We start from the raw sequence: 20080 nt of genomic DNA on the forward strand, positions 1-20080 counted from the left end.
AGGTGGGGGAGGGGGCTGAACCCTTTTGCCGTCCGTACGAACTAATCCAGCATGCAACAAGTACACGCGAGTGGTGCGAGCCCTTTGCCTGGCTCTGTTAAGCCACGGCTTGTCCAGGGGATGGTACGCTTTGTCACCCCTGTAGGGACGCCGATTCCCCAGCTGGAGGTGTTCTTGGACGGAAAACGGACCCGTACCAATGCGCAGGGGGAGGCTTTCTGGAGGGGCATCCGTAGCAACTATCTCTACGAAGGCCCTGAGATCGCGATTCGGGATCGAAACTGGGTCTGGTCGCACCAGCGAGAGCCCCTGTCCGGCGATCTGGAGCGGCGGTTTGTGGAGCAAGGGAGGATGTACCACCGAGCGATTGTGGCGCGTCGGCGCGAGGTTGCTTTTTTCTACTACACGGTGAGTGGACCAACCCGTCCCAACTTCGCCTGCTACCTGCTGGAGCTTCATCCCGTCGATCCGTCGGTTCCCAAGCCCACTCCCTATGGCAATGTCTACCTGACGATCCGACCGGGGCGCTACCGGGTACGGCTGGGAGTGGAGCGGCGGGTGGTGGCTCCGGGCGAGAGGCACGTCATCTGGAGCTGGCTCCCGGAGACACTGACATTTCGGGGGGGCGAGACACGCTCTCGGCGGTTTGTTGTTCCCTAAGTGTTTTGTTTGTTAGCGCGAAGACACGGTGCATGCCGCGCAGGGCGCTCTCGCGGTGGGTGACCAGCAAGACCGTGCGGCCCTCCATCAGGCGCTCCATCGCGCCGAGAACCTCCAGCTCGGTGGTGGCATCGAGGGCGCTGGTGGGCTCGTCGAGGAGCAGGATCGGGGCATCGCGCAGGAAGGCGCGGGCGAGACCGACCCGCTGACGCTCCCCGCCGGAGAGGGCCGCGCCGCGCTCCCCGACCTTGGTCTGGTAGCCCTCGGGGAAGCGCTGGATGGCATCGTGGAGCTGTGCGGCCTTGGCGGCGGCCTCGATCTGCGCCTGGGTCGCGCCCGGCTTTCCCACCGCGATATTTTCTGCGAGGGTTCCGGGGAGGAGCACGGTCTCTTGAAAGACCACCGCGAGCTGTGCGCGGAGCTCGGGGAGTCTGAGCTGGGTGATCGGGATGCCGTCGAGGGAGATCGTCCCTGCCGTGGGGGAGTAGAGCCGCAGGAGCAGGGAGAGGAGGGTCGATTTCCCGCTGCCCGTCTCTCCCACGATCCCGATCCGCTCACCCGGCGCGACCCGTAGCGAGACCCCTTCGACGATCGGGCGGCGGGGGTCGTAGCCAAAGGAGATGCCCTCAAAGCACAGAGCACCGCGCACGGGCTGGGGGAGCGCCGTGGGGGCAGTGGTCTCGGGGACCTCGGCGGGCTCGCTCAGAAGGGTCGTGGCGCGCTCCAGACCGACAAGCTGGTTTTGCAGGCTCGCCCACTTCTTCCCGAGGGTCCTGAGCGGGCTGTAGACCTGGTTGAGGTAGTGCAGGCCAAGCAGCACCTGGCCCACGGTAAGCGTCCCGCGCTGCGCCGCCGCCACCCCGAGATAGAGCGCCGCCGAGGTCCCGAGCGCGGTCAGGGTCTGGACTCCCATCCCAAAGAGGCCATCGAGGAGCGCGATCCGCAGGCGTGTCTTCACCGCCTTTTCCGATGCCTCCGCAAAGCGCTGTGTCTGTGCGTCCTCGATCCCAAAGGCCTTGACACTGGTGAGCGCTCCCAGGGTTGCTTGGACGATCCCCAGCGCCTCGCTCTCTTGCTGCTTGGCGGTGCGCGAGGCCGCTTTGAGGCCGGGACGGGTCGTGCGGGCGGCGAGCAGGAGGGGGGGAGCGAGCGCCACCCCGACCCAGCCGAGGCTCGTGTCTAGCCGAAAGAGCGCGGTGAGCATCAGCGCCAGGGTCGTGAGTGCCGTGAGGACCGGCAGGGCACCATCGAGCAAGAACCACTCGATCGACTGGGCATCGGATTGGATGCGGTAGAGCGCGTCGGTGGTGCCACGCTCGATATGCCGCGCCAGCGAGAGCCGCTGCGCCGCCGCAAAGAGCCGGGCACGCAGGTCACGGATCAGCCGCTGGCCGAGGCCTGTGGAGAGGAGCGTACTGGCGAGGCTCTGGCCCTGCGCCAGCAGGGTCACCAGCAAGCTTCCTGCACAGAGCGCGGGTAGGGCATTGCCCGAAAACGGGGCGAGCCACGTGGGCAGGGCTCGTTTTTGGAGCACGACATCCAGCGCGGTCTGGAGCGGAATCGGGGCGAGCACCGCCAGCCCCGCCCCGAGCAGCTCCAGCAAGAGTAGGAGTACGAGCTGCGGCCAGAACCGCCGCGCCAGCCGCAGAACCTCAGACAACCTACCCCCTAGCCCCCGTCGGGTACCCTCTGGGTGGGGGGATTTTTTCAATGGCTGTCCGGTACTTTGAGAACGACTCCGGGAGCAGGCCGAGCTCCGCCGTGAGCTGTGCCAGTGCGGCGGGGAGGGTGTGCTCGAACTTGATCTCCAGGATGCGGCCTGCGGTGAGCGGAACCCCTGTAGGCACCATGCCAGGCAGAATAAAGTCCTGGCAGGCGCTTGCCTGGATATCGTGGTCGAGGGTCAGCCGCACCTCCGCTCCCCCGAGCTCCCCGACAAAGGCATCGCGGGTGTAGGAGACCAGGCGGGTGGGCGCAAGGCTCTGCTTGTGGATGGCGCGCTGGAACCAGCTCGGCTTGCCCGCCGGGAGCGCCAGGCACGCCTCGGGCGCGAGGGCTGTGCGTCGCTTGTGGACCTTCCCCGGCTCGGGCTTGGCCTTGAACTCCGCAAAGACCGTCTCTGTCGTGCTGTAGCGCCGCAGGCGCCACTTGCCCTGCACCTCGCGCCGGTAGGAGGCCAGGTCGGGGGTGTCGAGGTAGAGGCTCGCCACGGTGTAGCGTCCCCCGTAGGGATCGGGGGGGAGTAGCGTGCGAACCACGCTGAGCAGTGTCTCCGCCGCGCCTTCTGGCACCAGATACTTGCGCTCAAATCCCGCGCGGACAATCTCACCGTCGGTGCTCATCGCTAGAATCCTCCTCCAAAGTCGGGGGGCGGCAGGACCTGCAGCAGGCCCGCTCCCACCTCCGCGACTGTCAGCTTACCGTCCTTGTTGGTGTCCCAGCTCACGCCCCACTTTGCCATCGTCGCCGTAAAGGTCGCCACAGGAACACTGTCTTTCGCCTTGAGCGCGCTCCAGAGCTGCGGCCCAAGAAACTGCGCTGGCCCAAAGCCGCCCCCGAGCACACCGCTGATCCCTGCCTGGAGCTCGTCGCGGGTGAGGGTGCTGTCGTGGTTCTTGTCGCAGAACTCCGCGCCTTTTTTCCAGGCCGCGTTGAAGGCCGTGAGGGTTGGTGCCTCGCCCGCTCCGGTGAGCTGGAGGAAGCTGGTCCCTAGCATCTGGGCCGGATCGAACCCACCGGGCCCGCCGGGGCCACCCGGGCCGCCCCCACCGGGGCCAAAGCCCCCCTGCGGGATAACGCCCTCTTCCTTGCCGTCGAGCTGTGCGAGCACCGATGCGGAGCGCTGGGCGAAGAAGGTCTTGAGGTCGTTGGTCCCGCCCATCCCGCCAGGGCCCCCCGGCCCGCCGCCGCCGCGCCGTCCACCACCCTGACCGCCCCCGTTAGGGCCGCTGCCACGGCTGGCGACAAACGCTTCCAGCTCCGCGCGGGTGACTTGCTTATCGTGGTTGCTGTCTGCTTGGTCAAACAAGGGCTGGAGGCGCTCGGGGAGCTCGGCCTTGAAGAGCTTGCCATCGCCATTCTTATCGAAGGAGAGAAGCTGATTGACTTGCTCGGCGGGATCGGGCGCGCCGCCACCAAACTCACCAGGGGGCGGGCCAAATCCACCTTCTCCGCCACGCTCGCCGCGTCCGCCACCGGGGAAGCCTCCGCCTGGCCCACCCGGTCCGCCGGGGCCGAAGCCGCCGCCAGCGTCCTTGGGATCGAAGGCCATGATGGGCTTTGCCGCCGCCGCCACGGAGTCGTGGAGGGCGTTAAGCTCGGTCATGAGCTTGGCACCCTCGCGGCAGGACTTCTCATAGGCCGCCCGAAACGCTGGGATCGCCAGAAGACGATCCGTGAGCTTGCTCTCGCCGCTGTAGGGCTTCTTGATCGAGAGGTGCACCGCATCGCCGATCGGGAAGCCGCCAAAGGCCATGTTCAGGTCCCAGGGCAGGTAGACAAACTTATTGGTCTTGGGGTTGAGCCAGATGTAGAAGTTGTGGCCCATCCCAAGGAAGTTGTCCCCGTTGCTGGTGACCGCGGTGGCGGCGAGGAACTTGGCAAAGCCCTCGGTATCCAAGAAGCTGCCGATCTCTTTCTGAAACGTGGCTTCGTCGGCTTGGTGCACGAGCTTGGCGAAGGCGATCAGGCGGGCCTGCTCGGTGGCGCTGGGCTTGCCCTTGGGGTCGTAGCCTTTTTCGTAGCGGGACCAGTCGTCGCCCAGGTAGGTGATCCCACCCCGTGCGCCCTCGGGCTTGAGGAGCATCCCCTCGCCGGTGCCGTAGTGCTCCTTGAGGAAGTTGGAGTCCACTTGCTGCACCAGGGTGTAGAGCCCCAGCGACTTCTCCTCTCCGCCGAGCGTGATCCCGACCTTTGCGAGGGTGGTGCGCGGCGACGGTAGCCCCATGCGGCGGAAGATCTCGTAGGCGAGGGTCTCGCGGATCTGGGTACGGTCGGAGAAGTTGTTGTTGAGGTTGAGCTTGGTGATTCCCTCGTGGCTCTGGCCCTTGACCTGCTTGTTGAAGTCGATCTTGAAGGGGCGCTTGAGGCCGCGGGAGCTGCTCATGTAGCTGGAGTTGCCCTTGAAGCGCAGCCCGACCACGTAGTCCTTGCCATCGACCGTGACCGTGGACTTGACCTCCGGGAACTCCAGGTCCATCGGGCCGAAGCCCTGGGGCCGCGACGGGCTCATGCTATCCCACTGCTCTTGTGTCAGGCTCAGGTGGAGCGTGTGCACCGTCGTCGGGGCAAAGAAGGTCGCCCCGGTCTGCCCCTGCGCCAGAGCAGGGGCCGCGACCAGCGCGATCAGCGAGGTAAGAGGATACAGAGTGTTCATGCCCGGCAGTCTAGCCCTGTATCCTGAAGAGATTATTAACAGATCAAGAGAAGTAGGGACGGAGCAGCGGGACAACAAGCACAAGGGGGCCAATTGTCAGGGCACAGCATAGCCGCAAATCCATGCCCGCTTCGTGCATCGCCCCGACGGAGACGGCGATCCCCAAGAGGAAGTATCCCAGGAGAATGGAGCGTGAGCGGGCGCTTAGACGCCGGGGAGCGAGCTGGCGAGCCAGTCGCTGATCGAACTCGGGCGAGAGAGTAGGGGCCACGGGTGTGGCCAGGGACTGGCGCAGGCGCTGGTCTAATTTCTCGGAGTCAGGCATCCTCATAACCTTTCTTTTCAAGGAGGGCACGCAGGGTGTGGCGTGCCCGGTGGAGATACGACTTGACGGTGTTCTGCGGGACGCCCAGAAACGTGGCGATCTCTGCGGTGCTATAGTCCATCCAGTAGTGCAGACGTAGAGCTGACTGGTAGACCTCAGGGAGGTGGACCATACACTCCGAGAGCACCTGATCCCGACCTAGGTCCTGCACCGTCTCAAGGGGGTCCCCGTCGGGTGCCGATACCTCGGTGAGGGTCTGGTAGCTAACATGCGGGGCACGGTACCGCACTCGGGCTTTGACATTGAGTGCTTGGTTGAAGGTAATCCGGTAGATCCAGGAGCTGAACTTCGCCTCGCGACGAAACGTGGGCAAGGAGTAGTGGACTCGCAAGAACACCTCTTGAGCTACCTCCTCGGCCTCTCCGATAAAGTTTGGCCCCAGGATCGAGACTGCCAGCTGAAAGACCCGTTCTCGGTAACGGTGGACGAGCTCCTGAAAGGCACGCGCGTCTTTCTGTTGACAGTAGCGGACAACAAGCTCTTCATCCGTACTATCAGTATCCATTATTGACACGAGAGCCGGCGGAGAAGGCGTAGAGAAGCCCGCCCCCGATAAAGGCCACGGGCAGGGGCGCGGGCCAGTAGGATCGCATCGAGGGGAGCAGCCAGAGGGTCAGCATCGCGCCGAGGCCGAAGCACAGAAGAACTACCCCGATGAGCAGGCCGGTGCGGTAGTCGGGTGGCCGGGCTGTCTTGACAAAGAGAGGCTCAATCGGTAGCTCAGGAAGGGGAATATCCTTCGCAATTGCGGCAAGACGCTCCTCATGCAAGATATCGATATAGCGCTGCCTCTCGCGGAACTTCAGGTAGTAGTAGCCCAGAAAAGCGGCGGCAAGTGCCAGGACGATAATACCGTCCCCGATGCTGTGAGTTTGATCCATGGTTTTTGTTTCCTTATTTTTAAGACAAGGTGTCTGGTCAAACCGGTTGCAGGCTCAGATTCTCCCCCGTCGTTTTTTGTGAGGAGAAGGAAAAAGAGCGTTCCACGCGCAAACAAGCTCTATGCGTTCACGACTCTGGATGTGGGTTGCACCGCCGTTGGTGGCGGGCTCGCTCGCGCTGGCACAGAAGCCCCAGCCTGCACCAACCCCCACGACGATCTTCAAGGCCGACTGCCTTCCCTGCCATAGCGCTGCGGAGCGTGAGGGCGGGCTGAACCTAGAGGGGACTCTCACCCCGGCGCAGGCGAAGCGTATCCTGGAGCGGGTGCGCGGCGAGGGCGGAAAGCCGCAGATGCCGCCGACGGGAAAGCCGCTTCCCGCGCAGAAGCAAGCCGCGCTGGCCCGCTGGGAGAAGGGCCTGGCAGAGACCCGGCACTGGGCCTACGAGCCGGTCAAGCGCCCGCTGGAGCCGCCGGTCGAGGTGAGCGGGATCGATAGCTTTGTGAAGGCGCGGCTGGTCAATGAGAAGCTCGGCTTTGCGCCCCAGGCCGATAAAACAACCCTGATTCGGCGCGTGACACTGGACTTGACGGGGTTGCCGCCGACGCCTGCCGAGGTCGATGCCTTTCTCGCCGACACGCGCCAGGATGCCTACGCACGGCTCGTGGACCGCTTGCTGGCCAATCCCCACTACGGCGAGCGCATGGCCCTGCCCTGGCTAGATGCCGCGCGCTACGCCGACTCCAACGGCTTCCAGCAAGACGGCGACACGTTCCAGTATGTCTGGCGGGACTGGGTGGTGAAGGCCTTTAACAAGAACATGCCCTTTGACCAGTTCACCATTGAGCAGCTCGCGGGGGACCTGCTGCCGAGGGCGACTCAGGACCAGCAGATCGCAACGGGCTTCAACCGCTGTCACCTGCTCAACGGCGAGGGCGGCGCGATCCCCGAGGAGCAACGCAATGTGATTGTCTTCGACCGGGTGGATGTGACGGCGACGACATTTCTGGGGCTGACGATGGCCTGTGCCCAGTGCCACGACCACAAGTACGATCCCCTCAGCCAGAAAGACTACTACCGGTTCTTTGCCTACTTCAACAATGTCCCCGAGAGCGGGGTGCCGTCGGGGGGCGGCCAGTACCGGATCGCCGAGCCGTTTGTCACCGTGCCGGAGAGCGACGAGCAACGTAAGAAGCTCGACCAGCTCAACAAGATGCTCGACATCAGCAAGATGGAGCTCAAGGGGCTGGAGGCGGAGGCGAAACCAACCGCGGTCCCGGTGACTCTCTCGCCCTGGAAGCTGGCCGCCAGCCTCCCCGCCGCGAGCTTCGATGCGGCGTTTGACACTCTCAAGCCGCTCGGGGAGCTCACGGGGGGCGCAGAGCATCCCGAGTGGGCCGACGGCGCAGTGCAGTCCCTCCCCGACGGCGATAACACGGCGCACTATCTGGTACGCACGGTCACGGTGCCGCAGGCGACCACGCTCTTGCTCAGCCTGGGTAGCGACGATGCCATTAAGCTCTGGGTGAACGGGAGACAGGTGCTCTCGAAGAAGATCACGCGCGGGGCGCTGCCCGATCAGGAGCAGGTGGCGGTCACGCTATTGCCCGGAGCCAACATCCTGGTGCTCAAGATTGTCAATGGTGGGGGCGCATCGGGGTTCTACTTCAAGCCCGGCGCTCCGGTCTCTCCGGCACTGGCCGCGACCCGCGAGCGTGTGGCGTCGCTGACCAAGGAGCGCGATGCCCTCCAAGCGAGCCTCCCGCGGGTGATGGTGATGTCCGATGCCCGTCCGCGCAAGACCACCGTCCTGATCCGCGGCCAGTACCTCTCGCCAGGTGAGGAGGTCACCTGCGGCACACCTACCTACTTCCCCCAGCCGGTGGGCGGCAATCGCTTGGAGCTGGCCCGCTGGCTGGTGCGTCGTGAGAACCCGCTCACGGCGCGGGTCTTTGTCAACCGGCTCTGGCAGCAGTTCTTTGGGATTGGCTTGGTCAAGACCAGCGAGAACTTCGGCCTGCTCGGGGAGAAGCCCAGCCACCCGGAGCTCCTCGACTGGCTGGCGGCGGAGTTCATGGACTCGGGCTGGGATATCAAGCACCTCGTGCGGCTGATCGTCACCAGCCAGACCTATAAACAGTCGTCCAAAGTCTCTGCCGAGCTACGCAAGCGCGACCCGGAAAACCGCCTGCTCGCCCGTGGTGCCCGTTTTCGGCTACCATCGCTGATCCTGCGCGATCTGGCCCTGGCAAGCTCTGGCCTCCTCAACGATAAGATCGGGGGCAAGCCGGTCTACCCGTACCAGCCCAAGGGCATCTGGGACAGCCTCTCGATCACCAAGGAGCGCGACTTCTCCTATCCCCAGTCCACGGGGCGCGATCTCTACCGCCGCAGCCTCTACACCTTCTGGCGGCGCACGGTGGGGCCGGGCAATATGTTCGATGCCTCTTCGCGCCAGGCCTGTAAAGTGCGCGCCTCGCTCACCAGCACCCCGCTTCACGCCCTCACCACCCTCAACGACATCACCTGGGTCGAGGCCAGCCGCGTGCTTGCGGAGAAGCTGATGCTGGAGTCGGCCAACCCCAACCAGCGCCTCACGTCCGCCTTCCGCCGCATCTGCGCCCGGCGGCCGTCGGCGCGGGAGCTGGACATCCTGCGCAGCAGCTACGAGCGCACCCGAGTCGCCTACGAGCTAGACCCCGAGCAAGCGACTGCCTTTCTGTCGATGGGGGAGAGCAAGCGCAATCCCAACCTCGCTCTCGCCGAGCACGCGGCGCTCTCTCAAGTCTGTCTGTCGATCTTTAATCTGGATGAGGCACTGACGAAAGAATGACCTCCCCCGCCTTCGCACCACTCAGGCACCCCCTCCGGCTCCGCGAAGGGGGGCGTTTTGGTGACGAAACTCACGGCGCGTTTTACCCTCTTCGCGAAGCCGGAGAGGGTCGCGCTCTAAGGCGCGGGGAGAGGCAAGCCGGAGAGGGTCGCCGTCTCAGCGGCGGGGAGAGGTTTGCTTGGCGTCTCGTGTCGGGCTGGGCCAAGCCCGCGAGCCTGCCGATCAAGAACGGGCACGGGCTGGTCTTTGATAAGAGCGGCTATCTCTACCTGCTCACGGACCATGCCGATGCCAACCTACTGGTCTTCGACCCGGCGACGGGCCGCGTGGTGCACCAGAAGAATCTCGGGCTCACCGGCGGACACGGGCTCTCGATTGTTGAGGAGAGCCAGCGCCAGGTGCTCTATTTGACCTGCCTCAACACACACCGGGTGCTCAAGACCACGCTTCAAGGCGAGGTGCTCGCCGAGTGGGGCTGGCCCAAGGAGACGGGCAAGTACAAGAGCGCCGACGAGTACAAGCCGTCGTGGACGCTTCATCTACCGGATGGCTCGTTCTGCGTCTTGGATGGCTATGGCAAGGACTACATCATCCGCTACGACGCCAATGGAAACTACGCCGGCTACTTCGGTGGCAACGAGGGCGGGATTCCACACTGGGGGCCGCACGGTGGCTATGTCGATAAAGGCACGCTTCTGATCGCCATGAGCGACCAGCGCTCCATCGCCCGCTGGAGCCGCGACGGCAAGAAGCTGGCGGAGTGGTCCCTCCCCGGCTCCGACCCGCGCATGCTGCGTCCCTGGGGGAAATTGTGGATTGTCGGGCACCTGGGCGGCAAGTGGCCGCAGGACCGCAACGTCCCCGGCTACGTCTCCGTGCTGGATAGCAACTTCAAAGTCGTCGCCAATATCGGCGGCACCAAGCCCGAGTACGATAGAAGCGGCAAGCTCACGCCCATGGAGACCCTCCCCGACACCCCGTTCCGCCGCCCCCACGATGCCATTGTCGGCCCCGACGGCAGCCTCTATGTCGGGCAGTTCGACTCTGGCGATCAGCCACTTTTGAAGTTGGAGAGGATATAGCCGCCCAATGGAATTAGGCGTCGACAGTGGCTTCGTTCCTCAGCCGCAAAGCCCGTGCCGGGCTGGGGATAATTTTGTTAGCCCGGCACGGGCTTTGCGGCACTTCGTGCCACTGCAGACGCCGGTTTTCAACCGGCGGGAGCGAACGATATGAACCCGGAATTTGAACGCGATCTCGGCATCACCCGCCGACAGTTTTTTGGTAAGAGCGCCACCGGAATCGGCATGGCCGCGCTCGCAAGCCTGCTCGGCGAAGAAACCGTCCACGCCCACTCCCCCTTCGCGAAGCCGGAGGGGGTCGGCGGTGGTGCCGCCGGGGGGAGGCTAGACGCGGGGGGCAACGCCAAAGCCAAGCGTGTGGTCGTCCTCTGGCAGGGCGGTGCACCCTCGCACGTCGATCTTTTCGACTACAAGCCAGGGCTGGAGAAGCTGCGCGGCACCGATGTGCCGGACTCGGTGCGCAAGGGGACACGCCTCTCGACCATGACCAGCGGGCTCAAGAAGTTCCCCGTCCTGCCGTCGATCAAGCCCTTCAAGGCCTACGGCAAGTCCGGGATGATGCTCTCGGAGCTGCTGCCGCATATCGGGTCGCTCGCCGACGATATCTGCCTGATCCACTCCATGCACACCGAGGCGGTGAACCATGCGCCCGGCGTGACCTTCCTGCTCACCGGCTCTCAGATTCCCGGGCGGCCCAGCATGGGCGCGTGGGCGACCTACGGCCTAGGGAGCATGAGCAAGGACCTGCCCGCCTTTGTGGTCATGACCTCCACCGACACCGGGCGCACCTGCGGCCAGCTCTTCTACGACTACTACTGGGGCAGCGGTTTTCTGCCGTCCAAGTTCCAGGGCGTCCGCTTCCGGAGCGAGGGCGAGCCGGTGCTCTACCTCAAAAACCCCGACGGCCTCCCCGACGGGCTGCGGCGCAAGCAGCTCGACGATATCGGGGCGCTCAATGCCCAGCATTTAAGCGAGTACGGCGACCCAGAGATCGAGACCCGCATCTCCCAGTACGAGCTTGCCTACAAGATGCAGGCATCGGTGCCGGACTTGCTGGCGATCGAGAAGGAGCCCGCCCATATCCTGGAGCGCTACGGGAAAGATGTCCACCGACCCGGCAGCTACGCGAGAAACTGCCTGCTGGCGCGTCGGCTCTTGGAGCGCGGGGTTCGCTTTGTCCAGCTCATGCACTCGGGCTGGGACCAGCACGGCAACCTCCCCACCCAGCTCGCCGAGCAGTGCCGCGACACCGATCAGTCATCGGCGGCACTGATCCTAGACCTGAAAGAGCGCGGCCTGCTCGACGACACCATCGTCCTCTGGGCCAGTGAGTTTGGGCGCACTCCGTTCGTGCAGGGCGACATGACCAAGGCTGCCTACGGCCGCGATCACCTCGGCTCGGTCTACAGTATGTGGGCGTGTGGCGGCGGCTTCAAAGGCGGCTATGTCCACGGTGCCAGCGATGACTTCGCCTACAACCCCGTCAAAGACCCCATGGACGGTCACGATCTCCAAGCCACTATTCTGCACCAGCTCGGAATCGACCACACCAAGCTCACCTACCGCTTCCAGGGACGCGATTTCCGCCTGACAGATGTCTTTGGCACTGTCCAGAAGAAGCTGATTGTGTAGCCGGGGGATGGCCAGGGATTGGAAATCCCCGCCTCCCAGAAAGAGCGCCCCGTGGGCGCGGGAATCTGTCGCGCTCTCTGCGTCCTCGGGACGCTCTCTCTCTTCTGCCGGGGATTTCCAACCCCCGGCCAATCCCCGGCGCAGGGTACAATTGTTTCCATGAAACGCTTCTCACTCTCCCTGGCGCTGACACTTGCGCTGGGCTCGCTTGCCTCGGCGCAGACCTTCTCGCCGGACTCTGTCAAGAACCACGTGGCTTACTTGGCCTCCGATGCGCTCGCAGGGCGTGGCTCGGGGACGCGCGGGAACGAGGCGGCGGCGAAGTATATCGCGGAGCAGTTTAAGAAAGCGGGGCTGAAGCCGGCGGGGACCAAGGGGTATCTCCAGCCGTTTGCGTTCCCAGCAGGGGTCGCGCAGGGGAGCAAGAACCGGCTCCAGGTGAGTGGCTTTGGACGCTACGCCGCCGGGCAGACCTTTGAGCCGTCGCCGCTCTCCACCACCGGCGAGGTCAGCGGCGCGCTGGTCTTTGTGGGCGAGGGGGTGGAGTACTCTCAGGACGTGAAGGGCAAGATCGCGGTCGCCTTCTCCGGGGGCGAGGGCGGGGTTCGCAAGAAGGCCGTGGTCGCACGGGACAAGGGAGCGCTGGGGCTGATTGTCGCCTCCGCCGACGATGCGGCCCTGCGCTTTGAAGAGGGCGATGGCACCGATGCCGGCCTACCCATCGCGATTGTGCGCAAGAGCGTGATCGAGGCATGGAAGGCCAAGGGCGGGACCCTCACCGCGACCCTCCAGACCGAGGTGAAGAAGCAGACCAAGACCAGCGCCAATATCCTCGGGCTCCTGGAAGGCTCGGATCCGGCGCTCAAGGGTGAGGTGCTGGTGATCGGGGCGCACATGGACCACTTAGGCATGGGCGGAACGCACTCACTGGCGGAGAGCAAGGCACCGGCGATCCACCACGGCGCCGACGATAACGCGTCGGGGACGGCGGGGGTTCTGGAGCTGGCGGCGTACTTTGCCAAGAATCCTCCCAAGCGCTCGATCCTGTTTATGTGCTTCTCCGGTGAGGAGCTAGGCCTGCTGGGGAGCGCGCACTATGTCAAGAACCCCACCGTGCCGCTCGATAAGACCGTCGCGATGGTCAACATGGACATGATCGGGCGGCTGGACCAAGATAAGCTGATCGCGGTGGGCAGTGGGACGTCGCCGGAGTGGAACCCGCTTTTGGATCGTCTCAATGCCGAGTCCAAGTTCACCCTCGCCCGCTCCGAGTCTGGGTTTGGCTCCAGCGACCAGCAGTCGTTCTACAATGCCAAGATTCCGGTCTTGTTCTTCTTCACCGGCCTGCACGGCGACTACCACCGCCCCAGCGACACCGCCGATAAGATCAACTACGCCGGTGAGGCAAAGGTGCTGGCCCTCGTCGCCCGTGCCGCCCAAGCCATCGCCGATGCCCCGACCCGTCCTGGCTTCACCCAGATCGCGGTGGTGCAGGAGCAGCCCGCCCGCTTCCGTGTCTCGCTGGGCTCGATCCCCGCCTACAGCTACGAGGGCGAGGGCGTCCAGCTGGATGGGGTCCGGCCCGGCTCACCCGCGGAGAAGGCCGGCCTGCAGAAGGGCGACATCATGATCAAGTTTGGCGAGCGGACCATCAAGAATGTCCAGGAGTACACCCTGGCCCTAGGCGAGCACAAGCCCGGCGATGTGGTGGAGATCGTCGTCAAGCGCGGCGAGCAGACCCTGACGCTAAAGGCAACCCTCGCGGCATCGAGCCGGTAGGTCACTCACAATGGATCAAGTTCGCCCGTGGCTCTATGTCGGCAAGCTCGCTGAGACCCTGGACTACACACGGCTCTTGACACACCGAATTGAGGCCATGCTCCAGCTCGCCGCGGAGGTCAAGCAACCGGGGATTGCCCAGCTCTATCTCAATGTCGACGATGGCAAGCCCCTGCCACCCGGTGCGCTAGAGAAAGGGGTGGCGTTTGTGCGGGAGCACCTGGCTCAGCACGAGACCGTCCTGATCGCTTGCGGTGCGGGTATGAGCCGCGCCCCCACGTTTGCGATCGCGGTGCTCTGTGAGGAAGAGGGGATCGGGCTCTTGGAGGCCTACGCCGCCGTCGTCGCGGTCCGGGGAATCGCCATGCCGCACCGTGCGCTCTGGAGATCGCTCTGTGAGTGGCGCGGCGAGGATGTCCCCTACGACGAAGTGCTGCGGCTCTGGAAAGAGGCGGGGGGAATCAACTATCTTTGATCCCCCCGTTCTGATCGGGGGGACTACGGAGCCAGCTCCACGAGGACCATGCCGTGCTCGACACGGTCTTTCTTGCCGACATGAACCGCGGTGACCGTCCCCGCAAACGGCGCTTCAAGTGTCGCCAGCACCTTCATTGCCTCGACAATCGCGAGTGGCTGGTAGGCCTCCACGGTATCGCCGACCTGAACCAGCACCTCGGCGACCACACCGGTCATCGGGGCGGTGAGGCTCCCGGATCTCTTCGCCGCACGCTGCCGTCGCCCTGGGGTGGCGGGCGTGAGCACAAAGCTCCGTCCCTGCCAGCTGAGCCAGACCCGGCCCTGGGTATCGCGGGCGGCGGGGACGACCGTGCTGCGCCCTGCGTGCTGCACCTCGATATCGCCACTGGGGAGCAGGCGGGCGGTGGAGTCGGGGCCAAGAGGGGGGAGAGCGAGCTCTTGGTCGTTGTAGAGCCAGGTTGTCATGCGACTGCCTCCGCGAGGAGCGTGTCCAGCTCCGTGTCGCTCAGGGCGGCGAACTGCTTGAGAAAGGCGTCGCGCTCCTTGCGGTACTCGATCCCACGCTCTCGGCGCATCTTTGCCTGAATAAAGCGCGCTTTATCGTCACGGGTGCGGCAGACCAGCCGAGGGACCGCACGCGGGCGTGGGTTCTCGACCTTGTCCAGCGCCACAAACGTGAAGTGGCAGGTATTGGTGTGGCGGGTCGCGCCGGTGGGGATGTCCTCGGCGTGGAGCGTGATCTCGATCTCCATCGAGGTCCGCCCGACATAGACCACCCGCGCCGCGATATGCAGCAGCTCGCCCACATAGACCGGCTCGTGGAAGTCGATACGGTCCACGGCGGCGGTCACCGCGACCCCGCCACAGTAGCGCGCCGCACAGACATAGGCGATCTCATCGACCAGCTTCATCACCTGGCCGCCGTGGACATTGCCGAAGTGGTTGGCATCGCTGGCGTTCATGAAGATCGCGCTCCGCACCTCGGTCTCGTCGGCGTACTTAAACTCAGTCATCTACTTTGTGTTTCTCCAGTGGTCGGTGGCGAGCCAGCCGGTTTGGCGCGGTTTCTCTGCAGCCCGCGAGGGCGGGGGCTGGCCCAGTGCGCTCAGAGCGAGCAGGATCTCGTCGGGGATAGTGGCGTTGGGTCTCCAGCCGGTGAAGCGCTCGGTGAGGAAGCCTGTGTGGAGCTCGCCCGCGACAAAGGCGGGGTCGGCGAGGACGGCGCGTAGGTACTCGAGGTTGGTGGTGACTCCCAGCACGACAAAGCTTGCCAGCGCCTGATCCAGCCGCGCGAGGGCCGTGGCGCGGTCCGGGCCGGAGGCGATCACCTTGGCGAGCATGGGGTCGTAGAAGGGGGGGACCTCCATCCCCTCGGTGTAGCCCGAGTCGACACGAATCCCCGGCCCGCTCGGCTCGCGCCAGCGCAGGAGGGTTCCCAGCGACGGCAAGAAGCCCGTGGCGGGGTCCTCGGCGTAGACCCGTGCCTCGATACAGTGGCCCCGGGAGACGAGCTCATCTTGGGTGAGCGGGAGCGGCTTGCCCTGCGCGACCGCGAGCTGCCAGGCCACCAGGTCGGTGCCGGTGATACTCTCGGTGACCGGGTGCTCGACCTGGAGGCGGGTATTGACCTCCAGAAAGTAAAACGCCTCGCCCGAGACCAGAAACTCGACCGTCCCCGCCCCGATATAGCCCGCCGCCTTCCCCGCGAGCACGGCGGCCTCGGCCATGCGTGCCCGGAGAGCGGGCGTGAGCGCGGGTGAGGGGGACTCCTCTAGGATTTTCTGGTGGCGCCGCTGGATACTGCACTCGCGCTCGAAGAGCTGGACCACATTGCCGTGGGTATCGCCAAAGATCTGAAACTCGATGTGCCGGGGGCGCAGGACATATTTTTCTAGTAGCACACGGGAGTCGCCAAAGGCTGCCTGGGCCTCGCGCCGCGCCTCGGTGAGCTGGGGGAGAAAATCGGCGAGGTGGTCCACGCGCCGCATCCCGCGCCCGCCGCCCCCCGCCGATGCCTTGATGAGCAGGGGCGTGCCGATCCGCGCCGCCTCCCGCTCTAGAACCTCGTCGCGCTGGTCGTCGCCGTTGTACCCCGGCACGCACGGCACGCCCGCGGCCTGCATCGTGTTCTTAGCCCCGATCTTATCGCCCAGCGCACGGATGACACTGCCGGGCGGCCCCACAAACGTGAGCCCCGCGGCGGCGCACGCATCGGCGAAGGCCGCGTTCTCCGAGAGAAAGCCGTAGCCGGGGTGGATCGCATCGGCCTGGAGGGTCTTGGCGGCAGCGAGAACGGCATCGGTGCGCAGGTAGCTCTCGTGGGCGGGGCCGGGCCCCAGGCACACAAAGGCATCGGCGAGGTGAACCGCCGGCGAGTCGCGGTCGGCGTCGGAGGTGACCACGACCGGGGAGATGCCCTGCTCCCGACACGCGCGGATAATCCGCACGGCGATCTCCCCGCGATTGGCAATCAGCAGTCGTTGCATGATACGGCGATTGTACCCAACTATCTCTCGCCGCCGAACTCAGGTATCATCTGGGGCATGATGCGTGATGAGACAGAGAGCTGGCGGGTTGTGGAGGCGGCGACCGGCCGCGGGCTACGCTGGCGAGACCTTGCGGGGCGACTTGCCCAGGCCAATGCAGTCTTTGTGGGGGAGCAGCACGACGACCCCGAGACCCACAAGCTAGAGGCGCGCCTCTTTGCGGAGCTGCACCGGAAAGTGGGGCCGCGGCTCGCGCTGGCGATGGAGATGATCGAGCGCGACGGCCAAGCGGGCCTTGAGGATTATCTGGCGGGCAGGCTCGACGAAGCGGCGTTTACCAAGGCCGTGACTCTCTGGAAGACCTACCCGACCGACTACCGCGCGATGGTGGAGTACGCCAAGGCCAACAAGCTCGCGGTCTATGGCTCCAACGCGCCCAATAAGTTCGTGCGAATCGTCGGCCAGAAGGGCCTCGCCGGGCTGGAGAGCCTCTCGCCCGCCGACCGTGGCCTGGTCGCCGCTGCGGTCACGGCCCCCATGGGCGATTCCTACCAGAAGAAGTTCTTCGCGACCATGACGGGGATGGGCGCAAGCCATGGGCCGGGAATGGACGACGCCATGCTACGGCGCATCTACGAGGCCCAGTGCCTGCGCGATGACACCATGGCGGAGACGATTGTAAAGGCGCTGGACAAGGGACACGTGGTCTACCATGTCAATGGCAGCTTCCACTCCGACGGTGGCATGGGAACCGCGGCGCGCACGCTCTTCAAGCGCCCGCTGGGAACCCGGCTCGCACTGGTCAAGGCCGTCCCGGTCCCCGATGTGCGCAAGGCCGATCCCAGCGAGCTCAAGACCGAGGCCGACTGGCTGGTCTTTGTGCCTGCTCCGCCGGGTAAGAAATAAGAATAAGAGCGCCGTTTCCTGGTAACACTGCAGGTAGCCTAAAACATCCTCCTGCCAACGATACCAGAAATGGTCAATCGGTTTCCGCTCAGTTCTGCATCGGGGACGTGCCCGCTGCCTGGTGTCGATGAAGACAAAGGGAGCGGGCTCTTGTCGTTGCCCTGCTTTGTGTGCCTGCCTCGGCTGACACAGCATCAGATAGGGTTCTGGATGCTCGTGGCGCAGGCAGTGGGGACTCTGGCGCTGTTCCTACTCCGCCCCGTCAGCCCTGTGCTGGCTGCGGTTCCCCTCTGGCTGGCGATCACGGCGCTGGCGGTAAATGCCCTGCTCCCGTTTGCCTACCGTAGCGGCGTAAAGCACATTCGGATGGTGGCGACCATGACCTACACGCTCCTGGTGAGTCTGGCGATCCCGGAGCCGTACGTAACCCAGCATGTCTGCGTTGCGCTTCCCTTACCTATCCTGGTGGCGATGGTGCTCCGGGGGACCTGCTGCATGACGGTCGGGGTGTTGCTGGAGTACCTGGTGCTCTTGCTCCGCTCTCATGCCAGTGGGGTCTACCTGCGTCCGGAGTCGCTGGTGATGGTCGCCATGATCAATGGGGGGCTCATTCTCGCACGAACCAGCATGGACCTGGCGCTTCGTGATGCCCAGGAGCAAAAGCGGCATGCGGAGGCACGCACCGCCGAGGTTCAGGCGGCCTACGGGGAGACGATCTCTGGCTGGTCGCGGGCGCTGGAGCTGCGCGACTCCGAGACCCAGGGACATAGCCAGAGGGTGACCGCGCTGACGCTCCAGCTCGCCAAGGAGCTACACATCCCCGAGGAGCAGTGGGAGGCGCTGCGCTGGGGTGCCCTGCTCCACGATATCGGCAAGATGGGGGTCCCCGATGAGGTCCTGCGCAAGCCGGGGGCACTCACGCCTGAGGAGCGCTTGATTATCGAGGAGCACCCCAGGATCGCCTACGAGCTCCTCAGACCTATCTCCTTCCTCAAAGACGCGCTCGTGATTCCCTACTGCCACCACGAGCGCTGGGATGGCAAGGGGTACCCACAAGGGCTTGCGGGAGAGAACATTCCTCTGGCTGCCCGCCTCTTCTCCATTGTCGATGTCTGGGATGCGCTCACCAGCGACCGGTCGTACCGGAAGGCGTGGAGTGTCGAGAAGTCCCGTGCCTACCTGGAGGAGCAGGCGGGGTGCGCCTTCGACCCCGCCCTTGTTCAGGCATTCTGTCGCATGCTCGCAGCGCAGCGCTAGCGGCTAGCGTCCCCCCAACCCTGTCAGGCTCACGCCCTCGATAAAGTAGCGCTGGGTGAAGAAGAAGAGCACAATGATCGGCATCACCACCATGGTCGAAGCGGCCATAAGCAGGCCGGGCTCGCCGCCGTGCTGCTGCTGGTAGAGCTGGAGCCCGTAGGCCAGCGGCATGTGCTCGGGGGAGCTGAGGTAGATCAGCGGCCCCTGGAAGTTGTTCCACGCGCCCATCACCGCCATGATCGCAATCGCCGCCAGGGCGGGCTTCACTTGGGGGAGCATCACGCGCCAGTAGACCCCAAACGGCCCACAGCCGTCGATCTTGGCCGCGTCTTCCAGCTCGCCGGGGATGGAGAGGAAGAACTGGCGCAGCATGAAGATATTAAATGCCGAGCCAAAGAAAGCGGGCACCCAGAGCGGCTTGAGTGTGTCGATCCAGCCCAGGCTCCGGAAGATCAGGAACTGCGGCATGAGGGTCACCGCCCCCGGCACCATCATGGTCGCGAGCAAGACCCCAAAGAGGATATTGCGTCCCGGCCACGAGAGGCGCGCAAAGGAGTAGGCCACCATCGACGATGCCAGGAGCGTCCCGAGGACACTCATCATGGTCAGGAAGAGCGTGTTGCCGAGAAACGTCAGGCCGTAGTGCGTGTCGGGGGGGAGGTAGGCGAGCGCCTCGGCGTAGTTGTCCCACTTGGGGGCGATATGCCGCACCTTGGTCAGCTCGGCGCGGGTGAGGGTGGTCTGTGTGCCGCTCGGGTCGGGGGCGGTCTCACTGAGCATGGGCTGGGTCTTGATGCGCCCATCGGGGAGCTCTTCGACCTCCGCGACCAGCGTGCCGTTCGCTAGCTTCGAGAGCTTGGCCGGCTTGCCATCGGGCTGCTTGAGCGCATCGATTGTCTTCTGCTGGGTCGGAATCCAGACCGGCGGAAAGACCGCTTGCTCGTCGTCGGCCTTGAGCGACGTCGACAGGAGCCAGGCAAAGGGCACCATGAACATAAACGAGCCGATCAGCAGTGCCAGGTGGGTTGCGGAGAGGCGCGTGAGCTCGCTGGCGTGGCTGGCGTTGCGGGTCAGCGCCCGGAGCCAGCGTGCGCTTCCCAGCGCCACCACAATCGCAAAGCCGAGCGAGAGCGGTGCAAAGCGTAGCCCGAGAGTGACTCCGAGCATCGCCACCAGCACCGCCGCGGTGACCGTCGCCGCCGCCAAGTTGCGCACACGCACCGCCGCAACAATGACGCTGATGCCGTAGATTAGCCCCACGATCAGGGCGATAATGGCCAGAAGCCAGAGAAATGCGTTCATGAAACAATGCCTCGTGCCAGGGATT

At 64.9% G+C, this 20080-nt stretch carries 18 protein-coding genes; 8 read left to right on the forward strand and 10 right to left on the reverse strand.

The window, feature by feature from the left end:
• Nucleotides 1–51 precede the first annotated feature (51 nt).
• Nucleotides 52–660, forward strand: a complete 609-nt coding sequence (locus HNQ39_RS14745; RefSeq protein ID WP_184197489.1) for a hypothetical protein — start codon at nucleotides 52–54, stop codon at nucleotides 658–660.
• On the opposite strand, the gene HNQ39_RS14750 is transcribed toward HNQ39_RS14745, so the two are convergent.
• The 6 genes from HNQ39_RS14750 to HNQ39_RS14775 are packed head-to-tail and all read right to left on the reverse strand — an operon-like array spanning nucleotide 584 to nucleotide 6301.
• Entirely contained in the window at nucleotides 584–2320 is a 1737-nt protein-coding gene (locus HNQ39_RS14750) for an ABC transporter ATP-binding protein (RefSeq protein ID WP_184197492.1), read from the reverse strand. The two genes, HNQ39_RS14745 and HNQ39_RS14750, sit on opposite strands and share 77 nt — an antisense overlap.
• Nucleotide 2321: 1 nt before the next feature.
• The gene (locus HNQ39_RS14755; RefSeq protein ID WP_184197495.1) at nucleotides 2322–3002 is read right to left on the reverse strand and encodes a polyphosphate polymerase domain-containing protein; all 681 of its coding nucleotides are present in this window, start codon (nucleotides 3000–3002) and stop codon (nucleotides 2322–2324) included.
• Nucleotides 3003–3004: 2 nt separating this feature from the next.
• Entirely contained in the window at nucleotides 3005–5035 is a 2031-nt protein-coding gene (locus tag HNQ39_RS30290; protein ID WP_184197498.1) for a CotH kinase family protein, read from the reverse strand.
• 43 nt (nucleotides 5036–5078) lie between these two features.
• Nucleotides 5079–5360 (reverse strand): hypothetical protein, encoded by a 282-nt coding sequence (locus HNQ39_RS14765; RefSeq protein ID WP_184197501.1) that lies wholly within the window; start codon nucleotides 5358–5360, stop codon nucleotides 5079–5081.
• Entirely contained in the window at nucleotides 5353–5925 is a 573-nt protein-coding gene (locus tag HNQ39_RS14770; protein ID WP_184197504.1) for an RNA polymerase sigma factor, read from the reverse strand. The genes HNQ39_RS14765 and HNQ39_RS14770 overlap by 8 nt, the downstream gene beginning before the upstream one ends.
• Nucleotides 5915–6301 (reverse strand): hypothetical protein, encoded by a 387-nt coding sequence (locus tag HNQ39_RS14775; RefSeq protein WP_184197507.1) that lies wholly within the window; start codon nucleotides 6299–6301, stop codon nucleotides 5915–5917. The genes HNQ39_RS14770 and HNQ39_RS14775 overlap by 11 nt, the downstream gene beginning before the upstream one ends.
• Nucleotides 6302–6422: 121 nt before the next feature.
• Here HNQ39_RS14775 and HNQ39_RS14780 point away from each other — a divergent pair, with 121 nt between their 5' ends.
• From HNQ39_RS14780 to HNQ39_RS14800, 5 genes are all read left to right on the forward strand, one after another.
• Nucleotides 6423–9134, forward strand: a complete 2712-nt coding sequence (locus tag HNQ39_RS14780; RefSeq protein ID WP_221290015.1) for a DUF1553 domain-containing protein — start codon at nucleotides 6423–6425, stop codon at nucleotides 9132–9134.
• A gap of 188 nt (nucleotides 9135–9322) precedes the next feature.
• Nucleotides 9323–10216 carry an NHL repeat-containing protein gene (locus HNQ39_RS14785; RefSeq protein WP_184197510.1) on the forward strand — a complete coding sequence of 298 codons (894 nt, stop codon included), beginning with the start codon at nucleotides 9323–9325 and terminating at the stop codon, nucleotides 10214–10216.
• A 150-nt stretch (nucleotides 10217–10366) separates the two neighbouring features.
• On the forward strand, nucleotides 10367–11848 hold the full coding sequence (locus tag HNQ39_RS14790; RefSeq protein WP_184197513.1) for a DUF1501 domain-containing protein: 1482 nt from the start codon (nucleotides 10367–10369) through the stop codon (nucleotides 11846–11848).
• 159 nt (nucleotides 11849–12007) lie between these two features.
• On the forward strand, nucleotides 12008–13627 hold the full coding sequence (locus tag HNQ39_RS14795; protein WP_184197516.1) for a M28 family peptidase: 1620 nt from the start codon (nucleotides 12008–12010) through the stop codon (nucleotides 13625–13627).
• 10 nt (nucleotides 13628–13637) lie between these two features.
• A complete protein-coding gene (locus HNQ39_RS14800; protein WP_184197519.1) occupies nucleotides 13638–14102 on the forward strand; it encodes a dual specificity protein phosphatase family protein in 465 nt (154 codons plus the stop codon).
• Between the two features lie 23 nt (nucleotides 14103–14125).
• Here the strand turns inward: HNQ39_RS14800 and HNQ39_RS14805 are convergent, their stop codons facing one another.
• From HNQ39_RS14805 to HNQ39_RS14815, 3 genes are read right to left on the reverse strand one after another with little or no spacing between them, the layout of a single operon-like run.
• Entirely contained in the window at nucleotides 14126–14569 is a 444-nt protein-coding gene (locus HNQ39_RS14805; protein ID WP_184197522.1) for an acyl-CoA carboxylase biotin carboxyl carrier protein subunit, read from the reverse strand.
• On the reverse strand, nucleotides 14566–15117 hold the full coding sequence (locus HNQ39_RS14810; protein WP_184197525.1) for an acyl-CoA thioesterase: 552 nt from the start codon (nucleotides 15115–15117) through the stop codon (nucleotides 14566–14568). The genes HNQ39_RS14805 and HNQ39_RS14810 overlap by 4 nt, the downstream gene beginning before the upstream one ends.
• Nucleotides 15118–16590 carry an acetyl-CoA carboxylase biotin carboxylase subunit gene (locus HNQ39_RS14815; protein WP_184197528.1) on the reverse strand — a complete coding sequence of 491 codons (1473 nt, stop codon included), beginning with the start codon at nucleotides 16588–16590 and terminating at the stop codon, nucleotides 15118–15120.
• A 57-nt stretch (nucleotides 16591–16647) separates the two neighbouring features.
• On the opposite strand from HNQ39_RS14815, the gene HNQ39_RS14820 reads away from it, so the two are divergent.
• Together HNQ39_RS14820 and HNQ39_RS14825 are read left to right on the forward strand one after the other, a co-directional pair.
• Complete coding sequence (locus tag HNQ39_RS14820) at nucleotides 16648–17496, forward strand: ChaN family lipoprotein (RefSeq protein ID WP_184197531.1); 849 nt, start codon at nucleotides 16648–16650, stop codon at nucleotides 17494–17496.
• Nucleotides 17497–17565: 69 nt separating this feature from the next.
• Nucleotides 17566–18753 carry an HD-GYP domain-containing protein gene (locus HNQ39_RS14825; RefSeq protein ID WP_184197534.1) on the forward strand — a complete coding sequence of 396 codons (1188 nt, stop codon included), beginning with the start codon at nucleotides 17566–17568 and terminating at the stop codon, nucleotides 18751–18753.
• Nucleotides 18754–18756: 3 nt separating this feature from the next.
• Here HNQ39_RS14825 and HNQ39_RS14830 read toward each other — a convergent pair whose 3' ends face one another.
• Nucleotides 18757–20055, reverse strand: a complete 1299-nt coding sequence (locus HNQ39_RS14830) for a carbohydrate ABC transporter permease (protein WP_184197537.1) — start codon at nucleotides 20053–20055, stop codon at nucleotides 18757–18759.
• Between the last annotated feature and the right edge of the window lie 25 nt (nucleotides 20056–20080).

The sequence above is a fragment of the Armatimonas rosea genome (assembly GCF_014202505.1).
Classification (GTDB): Bacteria; Armatimonadota; Armatimonadia; order Armatimonadales; family Armatimonadaceae; genus Armatimonas; species Armatimonas rosea.